The sequence below is a fragment of the Pseudomonas sp. IT-P294 genome (assembly GCF_949767865.1).
Lineage (GTDB): Bacteria > Pseudomonadota > Gammaproteobacteria > Pseudomonadales > Pseudomonadaceae > Aquipseudomonas.
Genome location: NZ_CATKQW010000002.1, coordinates 144,305 through 169,361, shown reverse-complemented (window position 1 = coordinate 169,361; position 25,057 = coordinate 144,305). Strand labels below are relative to the sequence as shown.

Genomic DNA, 25,057 nt, shown 5'->3' with positions numbered 1-25,057 from the left:
CCACGGGATGGCATAAGTCTTGCGCGCTTTCCAATACGCTTAAGGCTCGCAGGAGGCACGCCGTGTCGATTCATGTCGCATTGCACCACGTCACGCATTACCGCTACGACCGCGCCGTCGAGCTCGGTCCGCAGATCGTTCGCCTGCGCCCGGCCGCCCACAGTCGCACGCGGATTCTCTCCTATGCGCTGAAAGTTTCGCCCGAGCAGCACTTCATCAACTGGCAGCAGGACCCCCAGGGCAATTACCTGGCGCGATTGGTGTTCCCGGAAAAAACCTCCGAGCTGCGGATCGAAGTCGATCTGCTGGCGGAGATGGCGGTGTTCAATCCCTTCGATTTCTTCCTCGAGCCCTACGCGGAAAAGATTCCTTTCACTTACGCCGCGGATGAGCGCAAGGAACTGGCGCCCTATCTGGAAACCTTGCCCCTGACGCCGAAGTTCAAGGCTTATCTGGACGGCATCGACCGCACGCCGCTGCCGAGCGTGGATTTCCTCGTGGCGCTCAACCAGCGCTTGAGCGAAGACATCGGCTACCTGATCCGCATGGAGCCGGGTGTGCAAACGCCAGAGCACACCCTTGAGCACGCCTCGGGCTCGTGCCGCGACTCGGCGTGGTTGCTGGTGCAACTGCTGCGAAACCTCGGCCTGGCGGCTCGATTCGTCTCCGGTTACCTGATCCAGTTGACGGCCGACGTCAAAAGCCTCGACGGCCCCTCTGGCACCGAAGTGGATTTCACCGACCTGCACGCCTGGTGCGAGGTCTATTTGCCCGGTGCCGGCTGGATCGGCCTGGACGCGACCTCAGGGCTGTTTGCCGGGGAAGGACACATTCCGTTGGCGTGCAGTCCCGATCCGGGCTCTGCGGCACCGATCAGTGGCTTGGTGGAGCCGTGCGAGTGTGAGTTCACCCACGAAATGTCCGTGGAGCGGATCTGGGAAGCGCCGCGGGTCACAAAGCCCTATACCGAAGACCAGTGGCTGGCGATCCAGGCGCTGGGCCGGCAGATCGATGCTGACCTGCTCGAAGGCGATGTGCGCCTGACCATGGGCGGCGAGCCGACTTTCGTGTCCATCGATGACCCGGACGGCGCCGAATGGAACACCGCAGCGCTGGGGCCGGACAAGCGACGCCTGTCCGCCGAGCTGTTCCAGCGCATGCGCAAGCATTACGCGCCCCAAGGCCTGGTGCATTTCGGTCAGGGCAAATGGTACCCCGGCGAACAATTGCCGCGCTGGTCGCTGAACTGCTACTGGCGCCGCGATGGCGTGCCGATCTGGCACAACAGCGCCTTGATCGCCGATGAGCAGGAAGACTACGGTGCCGATGGCGAACTGGCCGGGCGTTTTCTGGCGAGTGTCGCCGAACGCCTGAAAATTCCCACGCGCTTCGTCTTTCCAGCCTACGAAGACAATTTCTATTACCTCTGGCGCGAAGGCACTTTGCCGATGAACGTCAGCGCCGAAGACTCACGTCTGGAAGAGCCGTTGGAGCGTGCGCGCCTGCGCAAAGTCTTCAGCCAAGGCCTGGACAAAGTCATCGGTCAGGTCTTGCCGCTGGCGCGTACCGCCAAGGGTGATCAGTGGCAAAGCGGTCGCTGGTATCTGCGCGACGAACATTGCCGGCTGGTGCCGGGGGATTCGCCGTTGGGCTATCGCTTGCCGCTGGGCTCGCAGCCTTGGGTGAAGGCGGCGGAGTACCCGTTCATTCATCCCGCCGATCCTAACCAGGAATTTGCGACACTGCCGGACACGACGCAGTTGAGCAGCCCCGGCGTGCCGGCCGACGCGGTAGAGCGGGCGCCGAAGGTTGATGAGTCCGCCGACTGGCTCACCCGCACCGCGTTCTGCGCCGAGGCCCGGGAAGGGCGGTTGTACCTGTTCATGCCGCCTCTGGAACGGGTCGAAGACTATCTGGAGCTGGTCAGCGCCATCGAGGCCACGGCTCAGGAACTGCATTGCCCAGTGTTGCTGGAGGGCTATGAGCCGCCGAGCGATCCGCGCCTGAGCAACTTCCGTATTACCCCCGATCCAGGCGTAATCGAGGTCAACGTGCAACCGTCCGCCACGTGGGACGAGTTGGTCGAGCGCACCGAGTTTCTGTACGAAGAAGCGCGCCAGACCCGATTGACCACCGAGAAATTCATGATCGACGGGCGACACACCGGCACCGGCGGCGGTAACCATTTTGTGCTGGGTGGCGCTACGCCGGCGGACTCACCGTTTCTGCGCCGTCCGGATCTGCTGCGCAGCCTGATCAGCTATTGGCACAACCACCCGTCGCTGTCCTACCTGTTTTCCGGATTGTTCATCGGCCCGACGTCCCAGGCGCCGCGTGTCGATGAAGCGCGCAACGATGCGTTGTACGAGTTGGAAATCGCCTTCGCCCAGATGCCCGAACCGGGCGAGGCGTGTGCGCCGTGGCTGGTCGACCGGTTGCTGCGCAACTTGCTGATCGACGTGACCGGCAACACGCACCGCGCCGAGTTCTGCATCGACAAGCTCTATTCGCCGGATGGCGCCACGGGGCGGCTTGGACTGCTCGAATTGCGCGCGTTTGAAATGCCGCCGCATGCGCGCATGAGTCTGGCTCAGCAGTTGTTGCTGCGGGCGCTGGTCGCGCGGTTCTGGCGTGAGCCTTATGCGCCGCCGAAGCTGGCGCGCTGGGGCACCGAGCTGCATGACCGGTTCCTGTTGCCACACTTTATCGAGCAAGATTTCGCTGATGTGATCGTCGACCTCAATGCTGCCGGTTATCCAGTGCGGGCGGAGTGGTTTGCGGCGCATCTGGAATTTCGCTTTCCCAAGGTCGGCGATTACGCGGTCAGTGGCATTGAGCTTGAAGTGCGCCAGGCGCTGGAGCCTTGGCATGTGCTGGGCGAGGAGGGCGCGGTCGGCGGCACGGTGCGTTACGTGGATTCGTCGCTGGAACGCTTGCAGGTCAAACTCACCGGCCTTGCGCCGCAGCGTTACATGCTGACCTGCAACGGTGTCCCGGTGCCCTTGCAGCCTACCGGGCGGATTGGTGAATTCGTCGCCGGCGTGCGTTTTCGCGCGTGGCAACCGGCCAACTGCCTGCAACCCACCATCCCGGTTCACGCACCGTTGGTGTTCGACCTGCTCGACACCTGGATGCAACGTTCGCTGGGTGGTTGTCAGTACCACGTCGCCCATCCGGGCGGGCGCAACTACGACAGCCTGCCGGTGAACGCCAATGAGGCCGAAAGCCGGCGGATGGCGCGGTTTTTCCGTATCGGGCACACGCCCGGGAAGCTGCCTGTACCGATCCTGGAAATAAACGACGAGTTGCCGATGACGCTTGATTTACGACGCTTCTAAACCGTACGCGACGCCCGGATTTTTCGTCTATCCGGGTGTCATGAGCCTGCGTTAGTCTGACCGTTCTTCGCTGTCTGCCGAGCTTTCCATGCCTGACCTGCTTGACCGCTACCCGCTGACGGCGGGCACTTATCACGAACTGCTCGACGACAGCGGCGCGGTGCGCCCGCACTGGCGTCGTCTGTTCGACCAATTGCAACGCAGCACGCCAACGCAATTGGTGCAGCGTCAGGCGCTGTTGACCCGGCAGATCCAGGAAAACGGCGTGACCTACAACGTCTACGCCGACCCCAAGGGCGCTGACCGACCGTGGGAGCTTGACCTGCTGCCCCATGTGATTGCCGCTGATGAGTGGGCACGGTTGTCGGCCGGGATCGCCCAGCGCGCACGCTTGCTCAATGCTGTGCTGGCGGACCTCTATGGTCCGCAACGGCTGATCGCCGAAGGCCTGCTGCCGGCGGAACTGGTATTCGGCCACAACAACTTCCTCTGGCCTTGCCAGGGCATTGCGCCGCCCGACGGGACCTTTCTGCATCTGTACGCAGTGGATCTGGCGCGCACGCCTGATGGCCGCTGGTGGGTCACGGCAGATCGCACTCAAGCGCCATCCGGTGCCGGTTATGCGCTGGAAAACCGCACCATCGTGTCTCGGGCGTTTCCCGAGTTGTATCGCGATTTGAAGGTGCAGCATCTGGCCGGGTTCTTCCGCACGCTTCAGGAAACCCTTGCCCGCCAGGCGCCAAGCGATGATGAGGCGCCGCTGATCGTGCTGCTGACGCCGGGGCGTTTCAACGAAAGCTATTTCGAACATCTCTATTTGGCGCGTCAGCTCGGTTATCCCCTGGTTGAGGGTGGCGACCTCACGGTGCGCGATGCCACGGTCTACTTGAAAACCCTGAGCGGCCTGCGTCGGGTTCACGCGATCATGCGTCGGCTCGACGATGATTTTTGCGATCCGCTGGAGTTGCGCACCGACTCGGCGCTTGGCGTGCCGGGCCTGCTCGAAGCAGTGCGGCAAGGGCGCGTGCTGGTGGCCAATGCTCTCGGCAGCGGTGTGCTGGAGTCGCCGGGGTTGCTGGGCTTTTTGCCGCGGATCAATCAGTTCCTGTTCGGCGAAGAACTGATCTTGCCGTCCATCGCGACGTGGTGGTGTGGTGAAGCGCCGGTGCTGGCTCAAGCCCTGGAAAAACTGCCCGAGCTGTTGATCAAGCCGGCCTTTCCGTCGCAAAGCTTCGCTCCGGTATTTGGCCGGGATTTGAGTGAAAAACAGCGCCAGGCGTTGGCAGAGCGCATGCAGGCGCGGCCTTATGCCTATGTTGCGCAAGAATTGGCGCAATTGTCTCAGGCGCCTATCTGGCAGGCCGAGGACGGTCAGCTGCAACCACGCGCCATCGGCATGCGCATGTATGCCGTGGCCAGCCGCGACGGCTACCGGGTATTGCCGGGTGGTTTGACTCGGGTTGCCGCAGACGCAGACGCCGAAGTGGTGTCGATGCAACGCGGCGGCGCGAGCAAGGATACGTGGGTGCTGGGGGATCGTCCGCCGAGCGGCGAACAATGGAAAACCCAGCGCACGATCGGTGTGCATGATCTGGTACGGCGTGATCCCTATCTGCCGTCGCGGGTGGTGGAAAACCTTTTCTGGTTCGGCCGCTATTGCGAACGTTGTGATGACAGCGCCCGACTGCTGCGGATCATGCTTGCGCGCTATGTCGATGGGGACGACCCGCAGGCGCTGGAGGCGGCAGTCGATCTCGGCGAGCGCCTGAATCTGTTGCCGGAAGAGGGCGCGTTGCCCGAGCGGTTGTTGGCCGCGTTGCTCGGCGACGACTGGCCGTTCAGCCTGCGCTCCAACCTGCAACGTTTGCAGTGGGCGGCATCGCAGGTGCGAGGCAAACTCTCACGGGAAAACTGGCAGGCGCTGGTGGAGTTGCAGCGCGAAGCCATGGAGCTGGAAACCGAAGATCCGGATTTCGGTGAGTTGCTGGATTTCCTCAACCGCCTGGTGATGTCCCTCGCGGCATTGTCCGGTTTCGCCCTGGATGACATGACGCGAGACGAAGGCTGGCGCTTTTTGATGACTGGCCGGCGGATCGAACGACTGCAGTTTCTCAGTGGCAGCCTGGCGGCGTTTCTGCGCGGTGCCGGCACGTTTGATCAAGCCGGGCTGGAATGGCTGTTGGAACTGGGCAACAGCAGCATCACTTACCGCTCGCGGTATCTGGCCATAGCGCAGTTGATTCCGGTGCTCGACCTGTTGCTGCTCGATGAGCAAAACCCGCACGCGGTGCTGTTCCAGTTGAAACTGGTGACCCGCACGCTCAAGCGTTTGAACGATGACTTTGGCGCGCCGCGTGAAGCCGGGCTGCCGCAATTGGTCGAACGGCTGGCGCAGTTCGACCTGGGCTGCCTGGAGAACTCGTTGTTCGGCGAAGCCAGCGTTCGCGCCGCCATCAATGGCCTGGCCGACTTGCTGCAACAGATCGCCGATGCCAGCGGGCAAGTGTCGGATCGCTTGGCGTTGCGCCATTTCGCCCACGTCGATGATGTCAGCCAGCGCACGGTGTCCGTCTGATGAGCGCCCATTACCAGATTTTCCACGACACCCATTATCACTACGACAGCCCGGTATCACTGGCCCAGCAACTGGCGCACCTGTGGCCGCGGGCCTGTGCGTGGCAACGTTGCTCCGAGCGACAGTTGCAGATCAGCCCCGACCCGACCTCGCGCCGCGATGAGCTGGATGTGTTCGGCAATCCGCTGACCCGGTTGGCATTCGAGAGGCCGCACGATGAATTGCTGGTCAACGCGAGTCTCACGGTCGAGGTATTGGCCCGGCCGACGCTGGACTTCAATCAATCCCCAGCGTGGGAAGAAACCCGCAACGCACTGAGCTATAGCGGCCAGCCACTGTCGCCTGAGTTGCTGGAAGCGTGCCGTTACCGGTTCGAATCGCCCTACGTGCATTTGAAAAGCAACTTTGTCGACTTTTCGCACAGTTGCTTCCCGGCGGGTCAGCCTTTGTTGTTGGGCGTCCAGGCATTGATGGAAAAAATCTTCAGCGAATTCACCTTCGACGCCGAAGCCACTCAAGTGGCGACACCGCTTGTGGAAGTGCTGGAGCGACGGCGCGGGGTTTGCCAGGACTTTGCTCACCTGATGCTCGCGTGTGTGCGCTCCCGTGGGTTGGCGGCGCGTTACATCAGCGGCTACCTGCTGACCCAGCCACCGCCGGGCCAGCCGCGACTGATCGGCGCTGACGCGTCGCATGCCTGGGTGTCGGTGTTTTGCCCGGTGCTGGGCTGGGTCGATTTCGATCCGACCAACAACGTGCAGCCGGCACTGGAACACATCACCCTGGCTTGGGGACGGGATTTTTCCGATGTCTCGCCACTACGTGGGGTGATTCTGGGCGGCGGGAATCATGATCCGGAAGTGCGCGTCACCGTGATGCCACTGGATTAACGCAGCTCCCCTGTAGGAGTGAGCCTGCTCGCGATAGCGGTGTGTCAGAAAAATAAATGTTGAATGTGCCACCGCTATCGCGAGCAGGCTCACTCCTACAGGGGGCTGTGTGCGTTCTTTGGATGGGGTATTTCAGAGGGGACTGTGAGGGTCAGCAAAGTGACTGCTGACCCTGGACACAGATCCGGTGGGCCTGATCAGATCATCGGGCCCTGAGGGTCTCAGGCGTCGGGCGCCTGATCTTTCGGTGCTTCAGTTTCGTCTGTAGCCACTTCGCCTTCTGCATCCGGGTTCAGTGCTGCTGCTTCTTCTTCAGCTGTAGCTTTCTTGCGCTGAAGCTTTTCCTCTTTCTTCTGCTCCTTTGCCAAGTCTCTCTGACGTTTGGCGAAGGAATAATTAGGTTTAGCCATGGGCGATCCTCTGGGGTCGAAGGTGAGGTTGAGCGGCGCATATTCTGCCCTGTATCGGCACCAAGCCGTTAGCTGGGTTTTTGCTCGGCCCATTTTGGCGGGATCGAGGGTTGCCAGGCATCCAGTGCGTCGAGCAGGGTTTGCGGCGATTCGCTCACTTGCAGCATGTCACGGTGTGGTTCGCGAACGAAGCCTTCACCGACGATATGATCAAGAAAACCCGTCAACTTGCTGTAGAAACCGTTCACTTCCAGCAGGCCGAGCGGTTTGCCGTGGTAACCGAGTTGGCCCCATGTCCAGACTTCGAACAGTTCTTCCAGGGTGCCAAGGCCTCCGGGCAGGGCGATAAACGCGTCGCTGAGCTCGGCCATCCGCGCCTTGCGCGCATGCATGCCGTCGACCACTTCAAGACGGGTCAGGCCGCTGTGGCCGATTTCCTTGTCCTTGAGACTTTGCGGAATGATGCCGATGACTTCACCGCCGGCTGCCAGCGCAGCATCGGCGACGATCCCCATCAGCCCGACGGCGCCGCCGCCATAGACCAGGGTCAGCTTGCGCGCGGCCAATGCCTGCCCGAGGGCGACAGCCGCTTCACGATAAGCCGGGTGGGTGCCGGTGCTGGCACCGCAAAATACACAAACGGACGCTAAAGACATGCCTTACTCCATGGTCAGGATGGCCACAGAGTAAAGGCAGGCAAGCCGCGTTCCAAGGGCTAAACTTCGCGTTCAGGTGTTTCAAAGGTGCCGCTTGCGCCACAGGCATAGGCGGCGAGCAAACTGCACAAAAAGCTGTTGATGGACATGACAGACGCTCCGGGTGAGTGATGACGACCTGATGATAGGGCCGACCTAGACGTCTGGCTGGTAGATTGTTTCGATAGGTGTCATAGCCCGAAAGTTGTATACAATTTTTGATTCAGGTCATAGGAACTTGCGAAGTTTTCAGGCAGTCTTCTGTCCATTCGCACTTCTGTTAACCCTGCCTTGGAGATTCACCATGTTTGCCAAACTTGTTGCGGTATCCCTGCTGACACTGGCCAGCAGTCAATTGATGGCTGCTGAATGCAAGGTCACTGTCGACTCGACTGATCAGATGTCCTATGACACCAAGGAAATCAGCATCGACAAGAGTTGCAAGACCTTCACCGTGGACCTGAAGCACTCGGGCAGCCTGCCGAAAAACGTCATGGGCCATAACTGGGTGCTGAGCAAAACAGCTGATATGCAACCGATTGCTACCGACGGATTGTCAGCCGGTATCGACAAAAACTACTTGAAAGAAGGTGATGCGCGCATCATCGCTCACACAAAAGTCATTGGTGCCGGCGAGACGGATTCAGTGACCTTCGACGTATCGAAACTGGCTGCTGGCGAAACCTATGGTTTCTTCTGCTCCTTCCCAGGCCACATCTCGATGATGAAAGGCACTGTTACCCTGAAGTAATTGAATTGAACGAATAAAAAAAGCGTCCGCTTGGGACGCTTTTTTTGTGCCTGGCATTTGACCGGCTCATCGTTCATCGCGGGTCAGGCGTCACCCATCAAGGCGCGAACGGCATCATGCGCTTGTGATGGGTTTTGTTGTACGTATCGCAAATGATCTTGAACGCTTCCTCACGCACCGGCTTGCCGTGCAGGAACGCATCGATCTCGGCGTAGGTGACGCCATGGGAGGCTTCATCCGGCTTGCCTGGCGACAAATCTTCAAGATCGGCCGTCGGGACTTTTTCCACCAGCGACTCGGGGGCGCCGAAGTGGCGGGCGATGGCACGTACCTGGTTTTTCACCAGGCCACTGAGCGGTGCGAGGTCGCAGGCGCCGTCACCGAATTTGGTGAAGAACCCCATCACGGCTTCCGCCGCGTGGTCGGTGCCAATGACCAGCCCGTGGGCCGCGCCGGCGATGGTGTATTGAGCGACCATGCGCATCCGCGCCTTGGTGTTGCCCAGCACGAAGTCCACGGAGACGGCGTGTTTGCCTTCAAACGCCGCGACTTCACTGGCCAGGGATTTGACTGCCGGGCCAATGTTCACCGTGTGACGTTCGTCCGGGGCGATGAAGTCCACCGAAGCCTGAGCGTCGTGTTCATCGAACTGAGTCTCGTACGGCAAGCGTACGGCGATGAATTTGTAACTTTTATCACCGGTTTTTTCGCGTAATTCGCGCATGGCGCGCTGGGCCAGCAGGCCGGCGGTCAGCGAATCGACACCACCACTGATGCCCAACACCAGCGTCTTGAGCCCGGAATTGACCAGGCAATCCTGGATGAAGCGAATGCGCCGGGCGATTTCCGCCTCGAGGGCGGCATGGTCGGCGAACGGTGGTTGAACCTTGAGCTGCTCAGCAATCTCACGCTGTACGGCTTGCATGAATTCACTCCTTGCTAGATGGACTGGATGTGCTGGAAAGGGCGGCAGGTACTTGGAAAACATGTCGCAAGTAGGCGACGAAATTCGGGTCTTTGCAGTGAGTCTTGCCCGGCTCATCGGAAATCTTGGCCACGGGCTGATCGTTGCAGGCGGCCATTTTAAGCACGATGCTCATCGGTTCAACACCCGGAATGTCGCACGTCAGGTTAGTCCCGATACCAAAACTGACATTGATCCGACCACGCAGCGCTCGAAATATTTCCAGCGACTTTTGCAGCGTCAGACTGTCGGAGAACGTCAGGGTCTTGCTCATCGGGTCGATGCCCAGCTTTTGATAGTGGGCGATCGCTTTTTCTGCCCAGATCACCGGATCCCCAGAGTCATGGCGCAGGCCGTCGAAGAGCTTGGCAAAGAACAGGTCGAAGTCGTTGAGGAAGGCATCCATGGTGATGCAGTCGGTCAGGGCGATCCCCAGCAGACCCCGATACTCGCGCACCCAGCAATCGAGGGCGGCGATCTGGCTGTCGATCAGCCGTGGCCCAAGTTGCTGGTGGGCCATGATCCACTCGTGGGCCATCGTGCCCAGCGGCTTCATGTCCAGCTCTCGTGCCAGGTGCACGTTGCTGGTGCCGACGAAGCGCCCGGGGAAATCGTGCTTGAGCACGTTCACCACTTCTTCCTGCACACGGAACGAAAAGCGCCGGCGTGTGCCGAAATCGGCGACCTGAAGTTCGGATAATTCGTCACTGCTGGCGTTGGCGGTCAGCCAGTCGAATTTGCGATAAAGCTGCTCGCGCACCTGTTCCATCGCCACTTGCGGGTAGCGATAGCGGTTGCGCACTTCGCTGACGATCGCCAGCAGCGGTACTTCGAACAGGATCACATGCAGCCACGGTCCGCGTAGACGGATAAAAAGCTCGCCGTTTTCAATGCCGGTGTGGACGTAGCGCAGGTTGAAGCGAAACAGCCCGAGAAAGCGCAGAAAATCCGGCTTCATGAAGCTGATTCGCTCCATGAAGCTCAATTGATCGGCGCTCAGGCTCAACTCGGCCAGGCGTTCGATCTGGACCCGGATTTCCGCCAGGTAGGGACGCAAATCCTCACTGTTGCGGCAACGGAACTCCCATTCGACGTCTACGTTCGGGTAGTTGTGCAGCACCGCCTGCATCATCGTCAGTTTGTAGAAGTCGGTGTCGAGCAGGTTCTGCACGATGCGATCGCCAAACACGCTCTCGCTCATAACTGGGGTTCTCCAGGCTGGCCGTGGCCCGTGGCCACGACGTTTCAGCGGCTTCAATGAATGGGGCTAGTGGCGCATAACAGGGGTGGAGATTGCCAGTTTTTTTTGTGTTCATGATGGATTAATCAATTGTTGCCAGCTGCTGCCAAAGCAACGTCAGTGTTTAATCAATTCTCATGTGTTGCCTCAAGGGCTGCCTGGATGACGAGCGCCAGGCTCTCCCAACTTTTTACATAGCCATCCAAGTGGCGGTGACGAGGAACAAGACCTGTTTCAATGGCCTTAATCATCGCGGCTTTGATCATTTCATGAGTCGCTGATCTTGCCATGATCTAGAGTCCTTTGAATGTTATTTGATCCAGTGCATCGACACCGTCCTGGAGCAATAAATAGGCTGGAAGTATCAAGCGGAAAAAATCAGCATCAGTGGTATGTTTGACGGTTACCGAAGTCAGCGCCTCTAAGAGGCTGGTGGCTGCGCGAATTCTGAAACAGGCGTCTTCAAATAACAAATGAGGTGCGGCATGCGAGTCTATATAAAAAGTTGGGCTGTTTGATGCGTTGGCTTTAAGAGGATGAAAGCGATTCACGGACGAGCTCCTTGAGCGCGCTTGGGTTGTTTGGGCGCGATCAGTTGTTATTTTTAGGGGGGATGACGTTGCCTGGCATTGCTTGACTGCTGAACCACCGCAACAATGCAATGGATCAGCGTTTATTCGAAATCTATGTGAGCTTGGCTTTAGCCGGGGCCCGAACCGCACATACGGGACTCGTCGGCGGGAGGGGAGTTGGAACCGCAGGCCAGGCCATCAAATCGATATCCAGATCGCGAAACTTGCTGGAGTTAAAAACGGGCGTTCGGGTGCCGGCGCGACGTTGTTCATCGTAGTCGTCCAGAACTCGCATGCAAACTTTGAATAGTAATGCCATCGCTATCAGGTTGACCAAGGCCAAAAGTGTCATGGTGATGTCGGCAAACGCGAGCACCGTGGAAAGGTCTTCAATCGCGCCCCAAAAAACCAGCATCAATACCAAGAGGCGGTACGCGATTAATGATTTGCGAGGGGCAGCAATGATGAATCGCAAGCTGTTTTCACCCAGGTAGTAGTTGTAGAGCATTGCCGTGAACACAAACAGCGCAAGTACCACGCTGATAAACATCCGGCCCCAATCACCGACCACCTCAGCCAGCGAGTTTTGAGCCAGCGTAATGCCGTCGCCTTCAAAGCCGGGAGTGTAAAAACCTGAAAGCAAAATGATCAACGCAGTGCAGGTGCAAATAACGATGGTATCGATGAAGACACTAAATGCCTGCACCACACCTTGAGCTATCGGGTGGGCGACTTTTGCCGCGCAGGCAACGTTAGGTGCACTGCCCAATCCTGCTTCATTGGAAAAAACTCCGCGCCTCACTCCCATGATGATCGCACTGCCGACGAGCCCGCCAAATGCCTGATCCAGTCCAAATGCACTTTTGACGATGCTGATCAGTGCACCGGGGACCTGATCAATTTGTAACACGATGACGTAAAGCGTCACGCCGACATAGGCGATGACTTTAAGGGGAACCAATAGATCGGCAACTGCAGCGATTCGCTTTATACCTCCCATGAACACTGTGCCCAGCAACAACGACAGCGCGAGTCCGGACCATGACGTCGATAATCCAAATGCATCGTTGAGAGAATGCGATACGGCATGCGATTCAAGGCCATTGATAGCAAACCCGAAGGTCACCAAAAGCAGAAGCGCAGCAATTATTCCGAGCCAACGTTTGCCCAGACCATGCTGGATATACCAGGACGGTCCCCCGCGATACTGACCATTCTCATCGCAGCGCTTGTACAGTTGGCCCAGTGTGCATTCGAAAAAGCTGCTCGACATTCCCAGTAGAGCGGTCATCCACATCCAGAACACTGCACCGGGTCCGCCCATGCTCACGGCAATTCCGACGCCTACGATATTGCCGGTTCCGACCCGTCCGGCGAGGCTGAGCGTCAATGCCTGAAACGAGCTTAAGTGGCGGTTACCGGTAGTCGAGCTGTCACGTAATACAGAAATCATGTGTGCAAAGTAGCGAAGCTGTACGAATCGCGAGCGGATGGTGAAGTAGGTTCCTAGTCCGAGAACTAAAGGTATCAAAACCCTTCCAGAGAGAAAGTCATTGATGACGTCAAGCATTCAAAGCTCCTTGCTATTTTAAGACTGCCAGCGAATCGACGGTGTACAGAAACCTGAATTATTCAGGTTCAGTAATATCAGGTCATCTATAACTTTCCGCAATTTCGCTAGTTGCTTAAATGTGATGCGAGTAGCTGCTATGGTTGCGCCTTCTGATGCTGTTGTGATGGGTTAATATGCGTGATTTTCTACCCGCTAACTTAAAACTGCTGTGTAGTCACTACCGATCTGTCGCGGAAGTCTGTAGGAAACTTCGGATTAATCGTGGGCAATTTAATAAATATCTCTGTGGGAGTAGTGTCCCTACTGCTTTTAACCTAAAGCGTATTTGTGATTTTTTCGGTGTGGAAGAATTTGAGATAGGGCTGCCGACAGATCAATTCATCAATCTCATTGGTGGCAAGACCGCACGAGCAACCGCTTCTCGCGAGGTGTCGGCGCCGGAACGAATTCTTGATCACCTTCGGCAACAGTCTTCATTGCAAATAAAAGCGTACACGGGCTACTACTATGAGTATTACCATGCGATGACGGAGCCGGGTTTTATTATTTGTGCACTGGTGCATATCCATGAGGATGGCGAGCACTTCGTCTATGAACGCAATGAGCGTTTACAAATTGTCGGCGCGCAAGAAGAGTTTGAGCAGTATCGGTATGTAGGGCTTGCCTACTATTTGCAGGATCGATTGTTTCTCATCGATTACGAGTCGCTGACGTCCAACGAAATCAGCCAAACCATCCTTATTCCAAGCTTTAAAAGCTGTATTACCCGGCTTAATGGCTTGAAAATCGGCGTTTCCGCTGCGGACCATCGGACACCCGCGTGTTCGCGAGTTGTTTGGGAGTATCTCGGTCAGGAGATTCGGACTGATGCGTATCGAAAAGTCAGGTTATATAGCCTGGATGATCCCTTCATTGATGATGATCTGCGCGCACGCCTTGCCCAAACCAGCGTTGTCGACGGCCTCTTTGTTATTTCGTGAAGCTGGGATGATTCTGATAAATCTTAATGCAGCCCCCCGGTTAAAGGGGGGGCGCGGATGGGCTCAGTGCTGCGATGCGTCCGGGCTATCAATCTGCTCCAGCATCCACTTCACGAAGTCCCGAACCTTGGGCACTTCCGCCGAATGCTCCGGGTACGCCAGGTAATAGGCATCGGTGCTGGGCATTGCGTGCTGCCAGGGTATGACCAGTTTGCCATCGGCCAATTCCTCTTCCACCAGAAACCTCGGCAACAGCGCGACGCCGCAGCCGACTTGCGCGGCGCGGATGCACATGTAGAAGGTTTCGAAGCGTGGGCCGTGGTAGCTGTGTTCGGTGTGGTAGCCCTGACTGTCGAACCAGTCGTGCCAGGCCTGGGGCCGGGAGGCGTTTTGCAGCAGGACCAGGTCGGTGAGCTGCGTGGGATCGGTGAACGGCGTATCTGGCATGCTGCCCGGCGCGCAGACCGGCACCAGCTCTTCGCCGAAGAGCTTCAGGCATTCGGTGCCGGGGCGTGAGCCCTGGCCGAAGTAGAACGCAAGGTCGCTGCGACCTTGCAACAAGTCGTCGGCCTCCTGTTCGCTGCACAGGTCCAGATGGATCGAAGGATGACGCAGGCGCCAGCCTTTCAAGCGCGGCACCAGCCAGCGCGCGCCGAAGGTCGGCGGCGTCGAGACGCGCAAGACTTCGGTTTCGCCGCCGTAGGAACGCAGGTAATGGGTCGACATCTCGACCTGAGTGAGGATTTTTCGCACCTCCACCAGGTACAAATCACCAGCGGGCGTCATTTGCAGGCGTCGGCGCACCCGACGGAACAGCAAGTGCTGCAGCAGCTCTTCAAGTTGCGCCACCTGTTTGCTGACAGCGCTTTGGGTCAGGTTCAGCTCTTCGGCGGCCCGGGTGAAGCTCAAATGCCGGGTGACGGCCTCGAAACACTGGAGGGCAGTGATCGACGGCAGGTAGCGTTTATTCAGCATGGACGGTCCTTTTTCTTGTTTCTTTTACTACCAGCAAATTCAAAGCATGAATAAACGGAATGATATCTCTCTTAAAGGTCGTTTGTTGGGTAACCTCGGGCGAGCTAAAACTACAGGTCTGATCAGTCGTGAAATTACGGCTGCACGTTTTCTGTTTTTTGCTTGAGGAGTGACCCATGGTTGCCGCATTGCTTGATCGTCTTGGTGTGAACCCGGCCCTGTACCAGAACGGCAAAGTGCCGGTGCATTCGCCGATCGATGGCAGCCAGATCGCCGCCGTGAACTGGGAAGGTGCTGCCGAAGTGGAGCAGCACATCAGTCGTGCAGATCATGCGTTCGAATTGTGGCGCAAGGTCCCGGCCCCGCGCCGTGGCGAACTGGTGCGTCAACTGGGCGATATCCTGCGTGAATACAAGGCTGACCTTGGCGAGCTGGTGTCCTGGGAAGCGGGCAAGATCACTCAGGAAGGCCTGGGCGAAGTTCAGGAAATGATCGACATCTGCGACTTCGCGGTCGGTCTGTCCCGTCAGTTGTACGGCTTGACCATCGCCTCCGAGCGTCCTGGCCACCACATGCGCGAAACCTGGCACCCGCTGGGCGTCGTCGGCGTGATCAGCGCCTTCAACTTCCCGGTCGCCGTGTGGGCCTGGAACACCACGCTGGCGCTGGTGTGCGGCAACCCGGTGATCTGGAAACCGTCGGAGAAAACCCCGCTGACCGCGCTGGCCTGCCAGGCACTGTTCGACCGCGTACTGAAGAACTTCAGCGACGCTCCGCCACACTTGAGCCAAGTGATCATCGGCGGTCACGATGCCGGCGAAGCCTTGGTCGATGACCCGCGTGTCGCGCTGATCAGCGCCACCGGCAGCACCCGCATGGGCCGTGAAGTGGCGCCGAAAATCGCCGCACGTTTCGCCCGCAGCATCCTCGAACTGGGTGGCAACAACGCAATGATCCTCGGCCCAAGCGCCGACCTGGACATGGCCGTTCGCGCCATCCTGTTCAGCGCCGTCGGCACCGCCGGTCAACGTTGCACCACGCTGCGTCGCCTGATCGCTCACGAATCGGTGAAGGAAGAAATCGTCACCCGCCTGAAAGCCGCGTACTCCAAAGTGCGCATCGGCCATCCGCTGGAAGGCAATCTGATCGGCCCGCTGATCGACAAAAACAGTTTCGAAAACATGCAGGACGCGCTGGAGCAGGCCTTGAGCGAAGGCGGCCGGGTGTTCGGCGGTAAACGCCAACTGGAAGATAAATTCCCGAACGCTTACTACGTCTCGCCGGCCATCGTTGAAATGCCGGAACAGAGCGATGTGGTCTGCCACGAAACGTTCGCGCCGATTCTGTACGTGATCGGCTACAAGGATTTCGACGAAGCCCTGCGCCTGAACAACGCCGTACCGCAAGGCCTGTCCTCGTGCATCTTCACCACTGACGTGCGTGAAGCCGAGCAGTTCATGTCGGCGGTGGGCAGCGACTGCGGCATCGCCAACGTCAACATCGGCCCGAGCGGCGCGGAAATCGGTGGCGCATTTGGTGGAGAGAAAGAAACAGGCGGTGGTCGTGAATCGGGCTCCGATGCATGGCGCGGCTACATGCGCCGCCAGACTAACACCGTGAACTACTCGCTGGAGTTGCCGTTGGCTCAGGGCATTACGTTTGACTAAGTATTGAGTCAAACGGTGATTCCTGTGGGAGCGAGCCTGCTCGCGATAGCGGTTTGTCAGTCACATGGATGTTGGATGTGACGACGCTATCGCGAGCAGGCTCGCTCCCACACTTGAATGGTGTGTTGGTTAGGTTTCTGTTGGAGTCTGGCAATGCCGTTACGCGAAGAGTGTCTGTGGGAAAAACTGACGCCGCAAAGGCCTGACAATGCGGCGCTCAAGGGCGAAGTTAAGGTCGATGTCTGCGTCATCGGCGCCGGTTTCACCGGTCTGTCGGCGGCGGTGCATTTGCTGGAACAAGGCAAGACAGTGTGTGTGCTGGAAGCCCATCGCGCCGGTCATGGCGGTTCGGGTCGCAATGTCGGGCTGGTCAACGCCGGTATGTGGATTCCACCGGACGAGATCGAAGCCGGGTTCGGCGAAGCGGTCGGCAGTCAGCTCAACCGCATGCTTGGGGCGGCACCTTCCCTGGTGTTCAGCCTTGTCGACAAATACAACATCGATTGCCAGTTACGCCGAGAAGGCACGCTGCACATGGCGCATAACGCCCGTGGCGAAGCCGATCTGCGCAGTCGTGAACAACAATGGAAACGTCGTGGTGCCCCGGTCGAACTGCTGACCGGGCAAGCCTGTGAGCAAGCGACGGGAACCAAAAAAATTGCTGCGGCGCTGCTTGATCGGCGTGCGGGCACGATCAACCCGATGGCATATACGACCGGACTGGCCAAAGCGGCCATCGGCCTCGGCGGCCAGCTGTTCGATCATTCTGCAGTCACCCGGCTCGAACGTCAGGGTCAGCGCTGGTCGGTGCAAACTGCGCAGGGTTCGGTGCTCGCCGAGCAAGTGGTCATCGCCTCCAACGCCTACACCGAGGGCGACTGGACCGAGCTTCGACGTAATTTCTTCCCCGGTTATTACTACCAAGTGGCCTCGGTCCCGCTGACCGAAGAGGCTGCGCAGCAGATTCTGCCCGGCGGCCAGGGTTCCTGGGACACTCGGCAGGTCCTCAGCAGTATCCGTCGTGATAAGGACGGTCGATTGCTGTTGGGTAGCCTGGGTAATGGCAATCAGAAACCGACCTGGTTCCTCAAGGCCTGGGCCGACCGGGTTCAGCAGCACTACTTTCCGTACCTCAAACCTGTGGAGTGGGAGTGCACGTGGACCGGTTGCATTGCATTTACCCCTGATCACTTGATGCGTTTGTTCGAACCGGCGCCCGGTTTAGTGGCAGTCACTGGCTATAACGGTCGGGGTGTGACGACGGGGACGGTGGTCGGTAAGGCATTTGCCGACTATCTGTGTAACGGAAATCCTCAGGCGCTGCCGATTCCTTTCGCCCCCATGCAGCCGTTGGCAGGGGTGGGTTTGCGCAGCTGTTTGTACGAAGCCGGGTTCTCGCTGTATCACGCAGGCCAGTGCTTGCGGATCGTTATTTGATTGTTGAAATTTGTTGCTGAAAGCGGCGCTTTTTCGCGCAGCGACTAGCCTGTAAAAGGTGCGGGTTGTAGCAGTCCCGCACCAGCAGTGTGCACTTCGGTGACGCACGTTGTTACAGGCTGGTTGCACGTCGTTTGACGCCGCGGTTGCAATGATGGCGCGCACGGGTTGCGCCGTTAAAAATAAATGGTTTCACCTTCCGCGGTTTAGACGGTTGCACGCCCAATGAAAATGGGATCGAAACAGTCGAAATAACAATAAAGCAGCGACTTTTCTCAGAATAAAAAACCGATGGCACGGCCCTTGCTCTGAGCATTCAGTGAAGTCGCAGTGCCAACTAAAAAAAACCTTGGAGCACCACCTCATGTCCCAGACGTTTTACAAGAAAGGCTTTCTGGCCCTCGCAGTGGCAACTGCTTTGGGTGTTTCTGCGTTTGCACAGGCTGATGTGAAAATCGGTGTGGCGGGTCCGATGACAGGTGCCAACGCGGCATTTGGCGAGCAGTACATGAAGGGTGCACAGGCTGCAGCCGACGCAGTGAACGCGGCGGGCGGCGTCAACGGGGAAAAAATCGTACTGGTGAAGGGCGATGACGCCTGCGAACCGAAACAGGCTGTGACGGTCGCCAAGGACCTGACCAACCAGAAAGTCGCCGGCGTAGTCGGTCACTTCTGCTCCTCGTCGACCATCCCGGCCTCCGAGATCTACGACGAAGCGGGCATCATCGCAATCACCCCAGGTTCTACCAACCCACAAGTGACCGAACGCGGCCTGAGCGCCATGTTCCGTATGTGCGGGCGTGACGACCAGCAAGGCATCGTCGCTGGCGACTACATCGTCGACGTGCTCAAGGGCAAGAAAGTCGCCGTACTGCACGACAAGGACACCTACGGCCAAGGCCTGGCAGACGCCACCAAGGCTCAGTTGATCAAGCGCGGCGTAACGCCGGTGCTGTATGAAGGCCTGACCCGTGGCGAGAAAGACTTCAGCGCCGTGGTCACCAAGATCCGTGCGGCCGGTGCCGACGTGGTCTACTTCGGCGGCTTGCACCCAGAAGCCGGTCCACTGGTTAAACAACTGCGTACCGAAGGCCTCAAAGACGTGAAATTCATGTCCGATGACGGCATCGTGACCGACGAACTGGTGACCACCGCTGGCGGCCCGCAATACGTCGACGGCGTGCTGATGACCTTCGGCGCCGACCCGCGCCTGCTGCCAGACAGCAAGACGGTGGTGGACGACTTCCGCAAAAAAGGCACCGAGCCTGAAGGCTACACCCTGTATGCCTACGCTTCTGTCCAGACCCTGGCCGCAGCTTTCAATGGTGCTAAATCCAACAAGGGTGAAGACGCTGCCAAATGGCTGAAAGCACACCCGGTCAAAACCGTCATGGGCGAGAAGACCTGGGACAGCAAGGGCGACCTGAAAGTCTCCGACTACGTGGTTTACCAGTGGGACAAGGACGGCAAATACCACCAGCTGGAAAAACAGAAGTGATATGAGCTGATGCCCGGCGCCTTGTGCGCCGGGCAATCAAAGAACATGTCCGTGCAGTACCTGTCTTTTCTCGTAGAGCTGCACACAACCGTGTTGCGTCGGCGGCTGAACCCCGGTCCGTAGCAACCCGCTTCTGTGCAGTCTCTCAAATGCGTGAGATTGCGTTATGGATGGTATTTTCCTGCAGCAACTGGTCAACGGCCTGACCCTCGGGTCGGTCTATGGCCTGATCGCCATCGGCTACACAATGGTCTATGGCATCATCGGCATGATCAACTTCGCCCATGGCGAGGTTTACATGATCTCTGCGTACCTCGCGGCGATCAGTCTGGCTCTGCTGGCATACTTCGGTATTGAATCCTTCCCTCTGCTGATGCTCGGCACACTGGTCTTCACCATCGTCGTCACGGCGGTGTATGGCTGGGTCATCGAGCGTGTCGCCTACAAACCGCTGCGTAACTCCACACGACTGGCACCGCTGATCAGCGCCATCGGTATTTCCCTGATTCTGCAAAACTATGCACAGATCGCCCAGGGCGCCCGCCAACAAGGCGTGCCAACACTGTTGACCGGTGCATGGCGAGTTGAAGTCGGGACCGGCTTCGTCCAGCTCACCTACACCAAGATCTTCATCCTGGTCGCTGCGTTCGTCGGTATGGGCCTGCTGACCTATGTCATCAAGTACACCAAGCTCGGCCGCATGTGCCGCGCGACCCAACAAGACCGCAAGATGGCCTCGATCCTGGGGATCAACACCGATCGCGTGATTTCCTACGTGTTCATCATCGGTGCAGCGATGGCGGCCCTGGCCGGCGTACTGATCACCATGAACTACGGCACGTTCGACTTCTACGCAGGCTTCGTCATCGGGATCAAGGCGTTCACCGCGGCGGTACTCGGCGGGATCGGCTCGCTGCCTGGCGCGATGCTCGGCGGGATCATCCTCGGGATTTCCGAGTCGCTGTTCTCGGGCCTGGTGAACTCGGACTACAAAGACGTGTTCAGCTTCTCGCTGCTCGTTCTCGTTCTGGTCTTTCGGCCTCAAGGCCTGCTCGGCCGTCCTCTTGTGTCGAAGGTGTAAGCGATGTCTTCAACCACTAAAAAAACCATTGATATCAAAAGAAGCCTGGTTGACGCGATTCTTGCCGGCCTTGTAGCGCTCATTGTGTTCGGTCCGATTGTCGGCGTGGTCCTCGACGGCTACGGCTTCAACCTGGAACCGAAGCGAGTGGCGTGGATTGTCGCCATAGTCATGGCGGGCCGCTTTGCCCTGAGCCTGTTCCTGCAAACGCCCAAGGGCCTGAGAATCCTTGAAGGCTTTGAAACCACCGGCTCCGGGGTTCATGTACTGCCACCTGATTACAAATCCCGTTTGCGCTGGGTCGTGCCGCTGGTGATTTTGATCGCCGTGGTGTTCCCGTTTTTCTCCAACTCTTACTTGCTGGGCGTGGTCATCCTCGGGCTGATCTATGTGCTGTTGGGCCTGGGCCTGAACATCGTGGTCGGCCTGGCCGGCCTGCTCGACCTCGGTTACGTGGCGTTCTATGCCATCGGTGCCTATGGACTGGCGCTCGGTTACCAATACCTCGGCCTGGGCTTCTGGACGGTGCTGCCACTGGCGGCCATCACGGCGGGGCTGGCTGGCTGCATCCTTGGCTTCCCGGTGCTGCGACTGCACGGTGACTACCTGGCGATCGTGACCCTGGGCTTCGGTGAAATCATCCGGCTGATCCTCAACAACTGGCTCTCCCTGACGGGCGGTCCGAACGGCATGCCGGCACCGCTGCCGACGTTCTTCGGCCTTGAGTTCGGCAAACGAGCGAAGGATGGTGGCATACCATTTCATGAGTTCTTCGGCATCGCCTACAACCCTGATGTGAAGTACTACTTCATCTATGCGGTGTTGTTCCTGGTCGTGCTGGCTGTGCTGTACATCAAGCATCGCTTGACCCGCATGCCGGTCGGTCGCGCCTGGGAAGCTTTGCGTGAAGACGAAATCGCTTGCCGCTCGATGGGCCTGAACCACGTACTGGTCAAGCTCTCGGCGTTCACCATCGGGGCATCGACCGCCGGTTTGGCCGGTGTGTTCTTCGCCACCTATCAAGGCTTCGTCAACCCGACCTCGTTCACCTTCTTCGAATCCGCCCTGATCCTCGCCATCGTGGTACTTGGCGGCATGGGTTCGACCATTGGCGTGGTGATTGCGGCATTCGTGCTGACCGTTGCCCCGGAACTGCTGCGTGGCTTCGCGGAATATCGCGTGTTGCTGTTCGGCGTGCTGATGGTGTTGATGATGATCTGGCGACCGCGCGGCCTGATTCGGATCAGCCGTACCGGTGTGACCCCGCGTAAAGGAGTAGCGCCATGAGCGAAGTCGTACTCTCGGTCGAGAAGCTGATGATGCACTTCGGCGGCATCAAGGCGTTGAGTGATGTCAGCCTGAAAGTCCACCGCAACTCGATCTTTGCCCTGATCGGCCCCAACGGTGCCGGCAAAACCACGGTGTTCAACTGCCTGACGGGGTTCTACAAGGCCTCCGGCGGCAAGATCGAACTTAATGTGCGTGGTGAACGGACCAACGTCATCCAGTTGCTGGGCGAGTCGTTCAAGCCGATCGATTTCGTTTCGCCGAAATCTTTCGCCACCCGCCTGTTCTACAAAATGTTCGGCGGCACCCACCTGGTCAACCGCGCCGGTCTGGCGCGGACTTTCCAGAACATTCGCCTGTTCAAGGAAATGTCGGTGCTGGAAAACCTGCTGGTGGCCCAACACATGTGGGTCAACCGCAACATGCTGTCCGGCATCCTCAACACCAAGGCCTATCGCAAGGCCGAAAGCGATGCGCTGGACCATGCCTTCTACTGGCTGGAAGTGGTCGACCTGGTGGATTGCGCCAACCGTCTGGCCGGTGAACTGTCCTACGGGCAACAACGCCGTCTGGAAATCGCCCGGGCCATGTGCACCCGGCCGCAGATCATCTGCCTCGACGAACCGGCTGCCGGTCTCAACCCTCAGGAAACCGAAGCGCTGAGCGCGATGATCCGTCTGCTGCGCGACGAGCACGATCTGACCGTGGTGCTGATCGAACACGACATGGGCATGGTAATGAGCATTTCCGACCACATCGTGGTGCTGGACCACGGCATCGTCATCGCCGAGGGCGGGCCTGATGCGATCCGTAATGATCCGAAAGTGATTGCGGCCTACCTGGGCGCGGATGAAGAGGAAGTGGTGTTATGAGTCAACCGATCCTCGAACTCAAGGACCTGGACGTGTTCTACGGGCCGATCCAGGCCCTGAAGAATGTCTCGCTGCACATCAATGAAGGTGAAACCGTCAGCCTGATCGGCTCCAACGGTGCCGGTAAATCGACCCTGCTGATGTCGATCTTCGGCCAGCCCCGGGCGGCTGACGGGCAGATCATCTATCAGGGTGTGGATATCACGCACAAGTCGTCCCACTACATCGCGTCCAACGGCATTGCACAATCGCCTGAAGGCCGACGTGTTTTCCCCGACATGACGGTCGAGGAAAACCTGCTGATGGGCACCATCCCGATTGGCGACAAGTACGCCAAGGAAGACATGCAACGCATGTTCAAGTTGTTTCCGCGACTCGAAGAGCGGCGCAACCAACGTGCAATGACCATGTCTGGCGGCGAGCAGCAAATGCTCGCCATCGCTCGTGCGTTGATGAGCCGGCCGAAACTGCTGTTGCTCGACGAGCCGAGCTTGGGGCTGGCGCCGATTGTGGTGAAACAGATCTTCGCGACATTGCGGGAGCTGGCCAAAACCGGCATGACCATCTTCTTGGTCGAGCAGAACGCCAACCACGCGCTCAAGCTGTCGGACCGCGCGTACGTGATGGTCAACGGCGAGATCCGCATCACGGGCACCGGCAAGGAGCTGCTGGTGAACGAGGAGGTACGTAACGCTTATCTCGGCGGCCATTGATTCTGCGCTGAAATATCCACAGCCCCGACGAGCAATCGCCGGGGCTTTTTTTATCTCTGGCAAACAACACGAATACCTGTGGGAGTGAGCTTTCCGGAAATTGTGGAAAACAATATTCACAAGCTCTCAAAGCGCGACATAAAGCCGCTGCAAATAGTTGTTTTGTCAGGGTTTTGACTTGTCCCCGTTTGCTGTGGAGCTGGCTGTGAATAACGTGGGAGTAGCTGTCTGGAAGCCTTTGAATCCGTGGCTTGCAGCGATGTGGTTGTTTTTTGATCAGGCGTTTTTACTGGAGTCTGACTCGGCTTTGTCAACCTTTTTATTGGCCGCGTAAATGGCTCGGAAACAGCGCGAGAGGCCTGTGGATAAGTCTGTGGTTAAACTCTGGAAAGACTCGGCTGAGGGCCGTAGTTACTGGCTTGGCGCCATCGTCGCTTTTACCGCCAATCGTGCAAATTGCCTTGGGGCTACACAGCAGAGCGTTCAGGGTCAAGCAAAAAAATTTCCAAATAGCCCGCAAAGCCTTGTGGATAGCGGCTTCCAGCTTTTCGACTTGCCCCCGGAAACTGTGGACCGGCCTGTGGATAACGTGCGCGTACATGGCTGCAAGCCACGGCGGACAAGGCGTAGCCATGATTGGTTGTTTTTCATACAACAATACGAAGGTTGCCCGTAGAAGCCGGGCCGGGCATGCTGCCAGCTGATTTTCTATTCCAATGGCTGCCGATCAGCCGATGCAAGGAGAACACGATGTCCAACACCCTGTTTATTACCGGCGCGACCTCCGGTTTTGGTGAAGCCTGTGCCCGTCGTTTTGCCGAGGCGGGTTGGAAACTCGTGCTGACAGGTCGTCGCGAAGAACGCCTCAATGCACTGTGCGCCGAATTGTCGAAGCAGACCGAAGTGCATGGCCTGGTGCTCGACGTGCGTGATCGCAAGGCGATGGAGGAGGCGATTGCCAACCTGCCGCCATCCTTTGCCAAGCTGCGCGGGCTGATCAACAACGCCGGCCTGGCGCTGGGTGTTGATCCGGCGCCCAAGTGCGACCTCGACGATTGGGACACCATGGTCGACACCAACATCAAAGGCCTGATGTACAGCACTCGTCTGCTGTTGCCGCGCCTGATCGCCCACGGTCGCGGCGCTGGTATCGTCAACCTTGGTTCCATCGCCGGTAACTACCCGTACCCGGGCAGCCACGTGTATGGCGCGAGCAAGGCGTTCGTAAAACAGTTCTCTTTGAACCTGCGCTGCGACTTGCAGGGCACTGGCGTGCGGGTCAGCAATATTGAGCCGGGCCTGTGCGAAAGCGAGTTCTCGCTGGTGCGTTTTGCCGGTGACCAGGAGCGTTACAACGCGACCTACGCCGGTGCCGAGCCGATCCAGCCGCAGGACATCGCCGAGACCATTTTCTGGGTGCTCAATGCACCGGCGCACATCAACATCAATAGCCTGGAATTGATGCCGGTAAGCCAGACGTGGGCTGGTTTTTCGATTGAGCGTAATGCCAAGTCTTAAGACCGCGTAACGGCCTTCGCG

Annotated in this window: 21 protein-coding genes; 13 read left to right on the top strand and 8 right to left on the bottom strand. The window is 58.4% G+C overall.

The window, feature by feature from the left end:
- Window positions 1-62: 62 nt before the first annotated feature.
- The 3 genes from ACM6I0_RS02005 to ACM6I0_RS01995 all read left to right on the top strand — a co-directional run bounded on the left by ACM6I0_RS02005 (window position 63) and on the right by ACM6I0_RS01995 (window position 6,803).
- Entirely contained in the window at window positions 63-3,338 is a 3,276-nt protein-coding gene (locus ACM6I0_RS02005) for a DUF2126 domain-containing protein (RefSeq protein WP_414921356.1), read from the top strand.
- 88 nt (window positions 3,339-3,426) lie between these two features.
- Entirely contained in the window at window positions 3,427-5,913 is a 2,487-nt protein-coding gene (locus tag ACM6I0_RS02000; RefSeq protein ID WP_414921355.1) for a circularly permuted type 2 ATP-grasp protein, read from the top strand.
- Window positions 5,913-6,803, top strand: coding sequence for a transglutaminase family protein (locus ACM6I0_RS01995; RefSeq protein WP_285431804.1), 891 nt, complete (start codon window positions 5,913-5,915; stop codon window positions 6,801-6,803). The genes ACM6I0_RS02000 and ACM6I0_RS01995 overlap by 1 nt, the downstream gene beginning before the upstream one ends.
- A gap of 221 nt (window positions 6,804-7,024) precedes the next feature.
- Here the strand turns inward: ACM6I0_RS01995 and ACM6I0_RS01990 are convergent, their stop codons facing one another.
- Together ACM6I0_RS01990 and ACM6I0_RS01985 are read right to left on the bottom strand one after the other, a co-directional pair.
- The gene (locus ACM6I0_RS01990; protein ID WP_007947526.1) at window positions 7,025-7,213 is read right to left on the bottom strand and encodes a hypothetical protein; all 189 of its coding nucleotides are present in this window, start codon (window positions 7,211-7,213) and stop codon (window positions 7,025-7,027) included.
- A gap of 68 nt (window positions 7,214-7,281) precedes the next feature.
- Window positions 7,282-7,869 carry a TIGR00730 family Rossman fold protein gene (locus ACM6I0_RS01985; protein WP_259155598.1) on the bottom strand — a complete coding sequence of 196 codons (588 nt, stop codon included), beginning with the start codon at window positions 7,867-7,869 and terminating at the stop codon, window positions 7,282-7,284.
- Between the two features lie 343 nt (window positions 7,870-8,212).
- On the opposite strand from ACM6I0_RS01985, the gene azu reads away from it, so the two are divergent.
- Entirely contained in the window at window positions 8,213-8,659 is a 447-nt protein-coding gene (gene azu / locus ACM6I0_RS01980; RefSeq protein WP_222589547.1) for an azurin, read from the top strand.
- A gap of 97 nt (window positions 8,660-8,756) precedes the next feature.
- On the opposite strand, the gene nadE is transcribed toward azu, so the two are convergent.
- The 5 genes from nadE to ACM6I0_RS01955 all read right to left on the bottom strand — a co-directional run bounded on the left by nadE (window position 8,757) and on the right by ACM6I0_RS01955 (window position 13,005).
- On the bottom strand, window positions 8,757-9,584 hold the full coding sequence (gene nadE / locus ACM6I0_RS01975; protein ID WP_285431805.1) for an ammonia-dependent NAD(+) synthetase: 828 nt from the start codon (window positions 9,582-9,584) through the stop codon (window positions 8,757-8,759).
- Window positions 9,585-9,588: 4 nt separating this feature from the next.
- The gene (gene pncB / locus ACM6I0_RS01970) at window positions 9,589-10,824 is read right to left on the bottom strand and encodes a nicotinate phosphoribosyltransferase (RefSeq protein WP_285431807.1); all 1,236 of its coding nucleotides are present in this window, start codon (window positions 10,822-10,824) and stop codon (window positions 9,589-9,591) included.
- Window positions 10,825-10,991: 167 nt separating this feature from the next.
- Window positions 10,992-11,153, bottom strand: a complete 162-nt coding sequence (locus ACM6I0_RS01965; protein WP_414921354.1) for a hypothetical protein — start codon at window positions 11,151-11,153, stop codon at window positions 10,992-10,994.
- A 3-nt stretch (window positions 11,154-11,156) separates the two neighbouring features.
- Window positions 11,157-11,414 carry a hypothetical protein gene (locus tag ACM6I0_RS01960; RefSeq protein WP_414921353.1) on the bottom strand — a complete coding sequence of 86 codons (258 nt, stop codon included), beginning with the start codon at window positions 11,412-11,414 and terminating at the stop codon, window positions 11,157-11,159.
- Window positions 11,415-11,547: 133 nt separating this feature from the next.
- Window positions 11,548-13,005, bottom strand: a complete 1,458-nt coding sequence (locus ACM6I0_RS01955; RefSeq protein WP_414921352.1) for an alanine/glycine:cation symporter family protein — start codon at window positions 13,003-13,005, stop codon at window positions 11,548-11,550.
- Window positions 13,006-13,181: 176 nt separating this feature from the next.
- Here ACM6I0_RS01955 and ACM6I0_RS01950 point away from each other — a divergent pair, with 176 nt between their 5' ends.
- Window positions 13,182-13,988 carry a helix-turn-helix domain-containing protein gene (locus ACM6I0_RS01950; RefSeq protein ID WP_285431814.1) on the top strand — a complete coding sequence of 269 codons (807 nt, stop codon included), beginning with the start codon at window positions 13,182-13,184 and terminating at the stop codon, window positions 13,986-13,988.
- Window positions 13,989-14,051: 63 nt separating this feature from the next.
- Here ACM6I0_RS01950 and ACM6I0_RS01945 read toward each other — a convergent pair whose 3' ends face one another.
- Window positions 14,052-14,963, bottom strand: a complete 912-nt coding sequence (locus ACM6I0_RS01945) for a LysR family transcriptional regulator (protein ID WP_285431816.1) — start codon at window positions 14,961-14,963, stop codon at window positions 14,052-14,054.
- 176 nt (window positions 14,964-15,139) lie between these two features.
- Here ACM6I0_RS01945 and ACM6I0_RS01940 point away from each other — a divergent pair, with 176 nt between their 5' ends.
- From ACM6I0_RS01940 to ACM6I0_RS01905, 8 genes are all read left to right on the top strand, one after another.
- A complete protein-coding gene (locus ACM6I0_RS01940) occupies window positions 15,140-16,630 on the top strand; it encodes an aldehyde dehydrogenase family protein (RefSeq protein ID WP_414921351.1) in 1,491 nt (496 codons plus the stop codon).
- 153 nt (window positions 16,631-16,783) lie between these two features.
- Entirely contained in the window at window positions 16,784-18,067 is a 1,284-nt protein-coding gene (locus ACM6I0_RS01935) for an NAD(P)/FAD-dependent oxidoreductase (protein WP_259155593.1), read from the top strand.
- Between the two features lie 364 nt (window positions 18,068-18,431).
- Entirely contained in the window at window positions 18,432-19,565 is a 1,134-nt protein-coding gene (locus tag ACM6I0_RS01930; RefSeq protein WP_285431821.1) for an ABC transporter substrate-binding protein, read from the top strand.
- A 166-nt stretch (window positions 19,566-19,731) separates the two neighbouring features.
- Window positions 19,732-20,646, top strand: coding sequence for an ABC transporter permease subunit (locus ACM6I0_RS01925; RefSeq protein WP_027921961.1), 915 nt, complete (start codon window positions 19,732-19,734; stop codon window positions 20,644-20,646).
- A 3-nt stretch (window positions 20,647-20,649) separates the two neighbouring features.
- On the top strand, window positions 20,650-21,933 hold the full coding sequence (livM, locus tag ACM6I0_RS01920) for a high-affinity branched-chain amino acid ABC transporter permease LivM (RefSeq protein ID WP_285431823.1): 1,284 nt from the start codon (window positions 20,650-20,652) through the stop codon (window positions 21,931-21,933).
- Window positions 21,930-22,805 carry an ABC transporter ATP-binding protein gene (locus ACM6I0_RS01915; protein WP_222589553.1) on the top strand — a complete coding sequence of 292 codons (876 nt, stop codon included), beginning with the start codon at window positions 21,930-21,932 and terminating at the stop codon, window positions 22,803-22,805. Before livM ends, ACM6I0_RS01915 begins: the two co-directional genes overlap by 4 nt.
- Window positions 22,802-23,518, top strand: coding sequence for an ABC transporter ATP-binding protein (locus tag ACM6I0_RS01910; RefSeq protein ID WP_090176200.1), 717 nt, complete (start codon window positions 22,802-22,804; stop codon window positions 23,516-23,518). Before ACM6I0_RS01915 ends, ACM6I0_RS01910 begins: the two co-directional genes overlap by 4 nt.
- 750 nt (window positions 23,519-24,268) lie before the next feature.
- Window positions 24,269-25,036: an SDR family oxidoreductase gene (locus ACM6I0_RS01905; RefSeq protein ID WP_222589555.1), complete on the top strand. Its 768-nt coding sequence runs from the start codon at window positions 24,269-24,271 to the stop codon at window positions 25,034-25,036.
- The last annotated feature ends 21 nt before the right edge of the window (window positions 25,037-25,057 follow it).

Excerpts from the sequence above, each read along its gene's own strand:
- ACM6I0_RS02000 (WP_414921355.1), top strand. The coding sequence starts at position 3,427 with ATGCCTGACCTGCTTGACCGCTACCCGCTGACGGCGGGCACTTATCAC.
- ACM6I0_RS01995 (WP_285431804.1), top strand. The coding sequence starts at position 5,913 with ATGAGCGCCCATTACCAGATTTTCCACGACACCCATTATCACTACGAC.
- ACM6I0_RS01990 (WP_007947526.1), bottom strand. The coding sequence starts at position 7,213 with ATGGCTAAACCTAATTATTCCTTCGCCAAACGTCAGAGAGACTTGGCA.
- ACM6I0_RS01985 (WP_259155598.1), bottom strand. The coding sequence starts at position 7,869 with ATGTCTTTAGCGTCCGTTTGTGTATTTTGCGGTGCCAGCACCGGCACC.
- azu (WP_222589547.1), top strand. The coding sequence starts at position 8,213 with ATGTTTGCCAAACTTGTTGCGGTATCCCTGCTGACACTGGCCAGCAGT.
- nadE (WP_285431805.1), bottom strand. The coding sequence starts at position 9,584 with ATGCAAGCCGTACAGCGTGAGATTGCTGAGCAGCTCAAGGTTCAACCA.
- pncB (WP_285431807.1), bottom strand. The coding sequence starts at position 10,824 with ATGAGCGAGAGCGTGTTTGGCGATCGCATCGTGCAGAACCTGCTCGAC.
- ACM6I0_RS01965 (WP_414921354.1), bottom strand. The coding sequence starts at position 11,153 with ATGGCAAGATCAGCGACTCATGAAATGATCAAAGCCGCGATGATTAAG.
- ACM6I0_RS01955 (WP_414921352.1), bottom strand. The coding sequence starts at position 13,005 with ATGCTTGACGTCATCAATGACTTTCTCTCTGGAAGGGTTTTGATACCT.
- ACM6I0_RS01950 (WP_285431814.1), top strand. The coding sequence starts at position 13,182 with ATGCGTGATTTTCTACCCGCTAACTTAAAACTGCTGTGTAGTCACTAC.
- ACM6I0_RS01945 (WP_285431816.1), bottom strand. The coding sequence starts at position 14,963 with ATGCTGAATAAACGCTACCTGCCGTCGATCACTGCCCTCCAGTGTTTC.
- ACM6I0_RS01940 (WP_414921351.1), top strand. The coding sequence starts at position 15,140 with ATGGTTGCCGCATTGCTTGATCGTCTTGGTGTGAACCCGGCCCTGTAC.
- ACM6I0_RS01935 (WP_259155593.1), top strand. The coding sequence starts at position 16,784 with ATGCCGTTACGCGAAGAGTGTCTGTGGGAAAAACTGACGCCGCAAAGG.
- ACM6I0_RS01930 (WP_285431821.1), top strand. The coding sequence starts at position 18,432 with ATGTCCCAGACGTTTTACAAGAAAGGCTTTCTGGCCCTCGCAGTGGCA.
- ACM6I0_RS01925 (WP_027921961.1), top strand. The coding sequence starts at position 19,732 with ATGGATGGTATTTTCCTGCAGCAACTGGTCAACGGCCTGACCCTCGGG.
- livM (WP_285431823.1), top strand. The coding sequence starts at position 20,650 with ATGTCTTCAACCACTAAAAAAACCATTGATATCAAAAGAAGCCTGGTT.
- ACM6I0_RS01915 (WP_222589553.1), top strand. The coding sequence starts at position 21,930 with ATGAGCGAAGTCGTACTCTCGGTCGAGAAGCTGATGATGCACTTCGGC.
- ACM6I0_RS01910 (WP_090176200.1), top strand. The coding sequence starts at position 22,802 with ATGAGTCAACCGATCCTCGAACTCAAGGACCTGGACGTGTTCTACGGG.
- ACM6I0_RS01905 (WP_222589555.1), top strand. The coding sequence starts at position 24,269 with ATGTCCAACACCCTGTTTATTACCGGCGCGACCTCCGGTTTTGGTGAA.